Source organism: Pelosinus baikalensis (assembly GCF_020819555.1).
GTDB classification, from domain to species: domain Bacteria; phylum Bacillota; class Negativicutes; order DSM-13327; family DSM-13327; genus Pelosinus; species Pelosinus baikalensis.
In genome coordinates this window covers 1-4,594 of sequence record NZ_JAJHJB010000091.1, presented here as the reverse complement: position 1 = coordinate 4,594, position 4,594 = coordinate 1, and the positions used below count along the sequence as shown (strand labels likewise).

Annotated in this window: 1 protein-coding gene; it reads right to left on the bottom strand. The window is 40.5% G+C overall.

All coding sequences use genetic code 11. The features are described from left to right. Positions 1-641 precede the first annotated feature (641 nt). Complete coding sequence (locus tag LMF89_RS25015) at positions 642-4,232, bottom strand: hypothetical protein (protein ID WP_229537526.1); 3,591 nt, start codon at positions 4,230-4,232, stop codon at positions 642-644. Positions 4,233-4,594: the final 362 nt, after the last annotated feature.

Below are 4,594 nucleotides of genomic sequence, written 5' to 3'. Positions count from 1 at the left end.
TATTGTGCTAAAACTAGCTGTGGCAATTTGCAAAATACCGATTTAGGCAGCTAAAATATTGTGCAAATTTTGCAGATTAGATTGGATATCAGGATGATTTAATTTGCAAAATGCTGGCTGGTTTAATGTGCAAAATAACACATTGGCTAGGTTTATTTTAAAAGGAGCGGTCATAGCATGACTCACCCGAAAATCTTCAATAAACGGCGTTTGGCAAGAAGAGCACTTACAAACAGCGCAATATGTATTCCCTGCCATAATACTTTAAAGGGGTCAACGGGATTATCGCACTCCGGACATACTACCTGGTGCTCGATATGCGGCTTTATTTGTATTATATTTTCGCACCACTTTCACCAATATTTCTAACAATATTTGGGTCCGCCAACCTAGCACTGCGAGTCTGCTGTTGTTCATTTTTATCTGATGACCAAGGCGCTCTAAGACTCCCATCTTCTAAAGTGGAAGAGCGCCTAAGTCCTAAAGATAAGTTCGGCTAAGATTCAGATGGAGTTAAAACTCCACCTGAATCAAGTCTCACTTTATACTATGCACTTTTCTACTGAAAGTACATCATAAAGAAAGATCCTGGAAGTTATTTTAAATAAATAAAACTTTCAGGATTTTCGTTATATTAGATCTCAATGACGCCGTTTTTTTCGTTTTAGTCTATTTTCGTACAATTCTCTGATAAATGCCAATTCCTCTTTTAAAGACAATATTTCGTGATTAAGCATATTTCCCTGCTGCTGCAATTGCGCTTTTATCATTTGAACGCAAACCACCGATTCCTCAATACTGTGCTGCTGCTCTATTGGCTCATTTGCCTGTTCCTGCGCTTTGCGGAGAGCTATCAACTCAGCTTTAAGTAGGGATATTTCTCCACTAATTAGGTCTTTCTGCTGTGATATTTCTGTTAGTCTTCTAGAATATTCAGCTACTTCTTCTAACATATGCCGGATAGCTCCCATTTCGTCCTTTAAATGGCGTACCTCTTCCTCGACATTCCATTCCATATTATCTCCTACCCTTTCTTCTCTTTCCCACCGTTCCTTATCTTGCTGCAGAACGGTCAATTCAGATATAATTTTAGAAATTTCTTGCATAAATATGCTTTGCTGTAGCTGTAGTTGTTCCTCTATTCCCTGAGGGAATGCGTCTAGTTTTCCTAACACGTCCTGCCACTTATCCTGCAGTTCTTTCGTTAATTGCGCTTCGCGTTCTTCCTGCTTCACGTGCTCGCCCTCTTCGAACATATGGGCTTTCATTTCGTCCATTAAATGACGTATCTCTTCCGCAACATTCCATCCCATATTACCTGTCACTGTTTGTTCTTTTTCCCGCTGTTCCTTATCTTGCTGCAAAACGGCCAATTCAGATATAATCCTAGAAACTTCCTGCATAATTAAACTTTGCTGTTGCTGTAGCTGTTCCTCTATAGCCTGAGGGAATGTATCTATTTTCCCTGAAACCTCCTGCATAAATACGCTTTGCTGCAGTTGTAACCGTTCTTCTATCCCCTGAGGGAATGCGTCTAGTTTTCCTAACACGTCCTGCATAAATTCACTATGCTGTTGCTGTAGCTGTTCCTCTATAGCCAAAGGGAAAGCATCTATTTTACCTGAAACCTCCTGCATAAATACGCTTTGCTGCAGTTGTAACCGTTCTTCTATCCCCTGAGGGAATGCGTCTAGTTTTCCTAACACGTCCTGCATAAATTCACTATGCTGTTGCTGTAGCTGTTCCTCTATAGCCAAAGGGAAAGCATCTATTTTACCTGAAACCTCCTGCATAAATTCACTATGCTGTTGCTGTAGCTGTTCCTCTATAGCCTGAGGGAAAGCATCTATTTTTCCTGAAACTTCCTGCATAAATTCGCTTTGCTGTTGCTGTAGCTGTTCCTCTATAGCCAAAGGGAAAGCATCTATTTTACCTGAAACCTCCTGCATAAATTCACTATGCTGTTGCTGTAGCTGTTCCTCTATAGCCTGAGGGAAAGCATCTATTTTTCCTGAAACTTCCTGCATAAATTCGCTTTGCTGTTGCTGTAGCTGTTCCTCTATAGCCAAAGGGAAAGCATCTATTTTACCTGAAACCTCCTGCATAAATTCGCTTTGCTGCAGCTGTAGCTGTTCTTCTATCCCCTGAGGAAAAGCGTCTATTTTTCCTAATACGTCCTGCCACTTATCCTGCAGTTCTTTCGTTAATTGCGCTTCGCGTTCTTCCTGCTTCTTCTGCCGTTCAGCCTCTTCTAACATATAAAATTCCATTTCGTCCATTAAATGGCGTATCTCTTCCACAACATTCCATTCTGCATTTTTTCCTGCTGTTTTTTCTCTTTCTCCTTGTTCTTTATCTTGCCGCAAGACGGTCAATTCAGATATAATTCTTGAAATTTCCTGCATAAATACGCTTTGCTGCAGTAGCTGTTCCTCTATCCCCTGAGGGAAACCGTCTATTTTTCCTAACACGTCCTGCCACTTATTCTGCAATTCTTTCGTTAACTGTTCTTCACGTTCTTGTTGCTTTTTCTGCCGCTCAGCCTCTTCTAACATATGTACTCCCATTTCGTCTATTAAATGGCGTACCTCTTCCGCAGCATTCCATCCCGTATTACCTGTCACTGTTTGTTCTCTTTCCCGCTGTTCCTTATCTTGACGCAAAACGGCTAATTCAGATATAATCCTAGAAACTTCCTGCATAAATATGCTTTGCTGCAGCTGTAGCTGTTCTTCTATCCCCTGAGGAAAAGCGTCTATTTTTCCTAATACGTCCTGCCACTTATCCTGCAGTTCTTTCGTTAATTGCACTTCGCGTTCTTCCTGCTTCTTCTGCCGCTCAGCCTCTTCTAACATATAAAATTCCATTTCGTCTATTAAATGGCGTATCTCTTCCGCAACATTCCATTCTGCATTATTTCCTGCTGTTTGTTCTCTTTCTCCTTGTTCTTTATCTTGCTGCAAGACGGTCAATTCAGATATAATTCTTGAAATTTCCTGCATAAATACGCTTTGCTGTTGTAGTTGTTCCTCTATCCCCTGAGGAAAAGCGTCTATTTTTCCTAATACGTCCTGCCACTTATCCTGCAGTTCTTTCGTTAATTGCACTTCGCGTTCTTCCTGCTTCTTCTGCCGCTCAGCCTCTTCTAACATATAAAATCCCATTTCGTCCATTAAATGGCGTATCTCTTCCGCAACATTCCATTCTGCATTATTTCCTGCTGTTTGTTCTCTTTCTCCTTGTTCTTTATCTTGCTGCAAGACGGTCAATTCAGATATAATTCTTGAAATTTCCTGCATAAATACGCTTTGCTGTTGTAGTTGTTCCTCTATCCCCTGAGGGAATGCGTCTATTTTTCCTAACACGTCCTGCCACTTATTCTGCAATTCTTTCGTTAACTGTGCTTCACGTTCTTCCTGCTTCTTCTGCCGCTCGCTCTCTTCTAACATATGGGCTTTCATTTCACCCATTAAATGGCGTATCTCTTCCACAACACTCCATTCCATATTCTTTCCTGCTATTTGTTCTTTTTCCCCCTGTTCCTTATCTTGCTGCAAAACGACCAACTCAGATATAATCGTAGAGATCTCTTGCATAAATAGGCTTTGCTGCAGCTGTTCCTCTATCCCTTGAGGGAAAGCATCTATTTTCCCTAAGACTTCCTGCCATTTATCCTGTAATTCTTTCGTTAACTGCGATTCGCGTTCTTCCTGCTTCTTTTCCCGCTGTTCCTTATCTTGCCGCAAAGCAGCCAATTCGGATATAATCCCAGAGATCTCTTGAAATACGCTTTGCTGCAGCTGTAGTTGTTCCTCTATAGTCTGAGGAACATCATTTATTTTTTCTAAAACGCCCTGCCACTTATTCTGCAGTTCTTCGGTTAATTGGACTTCGCGTTCCTCCTGCTTCTTTTGTTGCTCAACCTCTTTCATACTCCACTCACTTTTCTGACCCGCCTGCAACTGGTAAATTTTTAACATTTCATTCTTAAGTGATAATATTTCTTGATCAAGTAAACTTTCCAGACGCTGTATTTGCTCCTTAATCATTGGGTAATTATCTACACTAGCTATTTCTTGACCTTCCGTTATTGCATTTAGGCTTTCTAACTTGCTCCGTAACCCCCATTTTAGTTGATTCACATTGATATCATCGGGTAACTGCTGTAGTACCGGTATGTTACTCTCAGATATCAATTTCTCCAGATCATATCTTCTCCGCGTCCCAGCCATACTCTTTCAGCTCCTTGTCTCTATTAATCCTTAAAATCCTAACTATGATGTATGTAAAGAGAATTCATAGTTATATCCATAATAATATATGTAACAACAGGAGTTTTGGTGAAGCAAAACAAGCCAATCTACTCGATACTAGTTCCACCCGTCCCATTGAATTAGAAGACTGCAAGTAATGTGAATAACCCTCGAATTTAGACAGTGAAATGAAGAGCTCCCTGTTATTTTGCACATTAAACCAGCCAGCATTTTGCAAATTAAATCAGCCTGATATCCAATCTAATCTGCAAAATTTGCACAATAATTTAGCTGCCTAAATCGGTATTTTGCAAATTGCCACAGCTAGTTTTAGCACAATA